Origin of the sequence: Citrobacter sp. Awk 2 (assembly GCF_028069815.1) — a bacterium.
Classification (GTDB): domain Bacteria; phylum Pseudomonadota; class Gammaproteobacteria; order Enterobacterales; family Enterobacteriaceae; genus Citrobacter.
Genome location: NZ_JANEWL010000275.1, coordinates 1 through 368 on the forward strand (window position 1 = coordinate 1; position 368 = coordinate 368).

General features: G+C 52.2%; 1 rRNA gene. It reads left to right on the forward strand.

Annotated features, from left to right (window positions below):
- A 23S ribosomal RNA gene (locus tag NNO02_RS23615) occupies window positions 1–368 on the forward strand; the annotation flags it as partial.

Here is a 368-nt window from a genome sequence, read left to right on the forward strand (position 1 = left end):
GAGGCCGAAAGGCGTAGTCGATGGGAAACAGGTTAATATTCCTGTACTTGGTGTTACTGCGAAGGGGGGACGGAGAAGGCTATGTTAGCCGGGCGACGGTTGTCCCGGTTTAAGCATGTAGGCGGAGGTTCCAGGTAAATCCGGACTCTTACTAACGCTGAGGTGTGATGACGAGGCACTACGGTGCTGAAGTAACAAATGCCCTGCTTCCAGGAAAAGCCTCTAAGCATCAGGTAACACGAAATCGTACCCCAAACCGACACAGGTGGTCAGGTAGAGAATACCAAGGCGCTTGAGAGAACTCGGGTGAAGGAACTAGGCAAAATGGTGCCGTAACTTCGGGAGAAGGCACGCTGATATGTAGGTGA